Origin of the sequence: Stenotrophomonas sp. LST15-1-1.1, from assembly GCF_040815575.1 — a bacterium.
GTDB classification, from domain to species: domain Bacteria; phylum Pseudomonadota; class Gammaproteobacteria; order Xanthomonadales; family Xanthomonadaceae; genus Stenotrophomonas; species Stenotrophomonas lactitubi_B.
Map to the genome: position 1 here is coordinate 1 of NZ_JBFPNJ010000013.1, position 420 is coordinate 420.

1 rRNA gene is annotated in these 420 nt (G+C 53.8%); it reads left to right on the top strand.

The annotated features are described in order from the left end of the window. Positions 1–3 precede the first annotated feature (3 nt). Positions 4–118: ribosomal RNA gene (rrf, locus tag MRBLST15_RS10245) — 5S ribosomal RNA — on the top strand. Positions 119–420: the final 302 nt, after the last annotated feature.

The window sequence follows — 420 nt, forward strand, 5'->3', positions numbered from 1 at the left end:
CTCCCTGGTGAAATTAGCGCTATGGAACCACCCGATCCCATCCCGAACTCGGAAGTGAAACGTAGCTGCGCCGATGGTAGTGTGGCCTAAGCCATGCGAGAGTAGGTCATCGCCAGGGTTTATACCCGAAAACCCCGCTGCTCATGCAGCGGGGTTTTCCTTTTTTTGCAAGCCTCAGGTTTCGACCTGGACTTACAGCAACAACTTCACGAAGAGCTTCAAGTTCCTCTCACAAGTTGTTGACAAAGCTGAAAAGCCTGCCATAATAGGCGGCTCGCAACGACGAAAGGCCTTCGGGTCCAACGACGAAGCAGCATCGGCAACAACGTCCACTTCGGTGAGGCGGCCTTGAAAAAAGGTGTTGACGAAGCGGAAAAGCCGGCTATAATGGGCGGCTCGCTACGAAGGAAACTTCGCAGC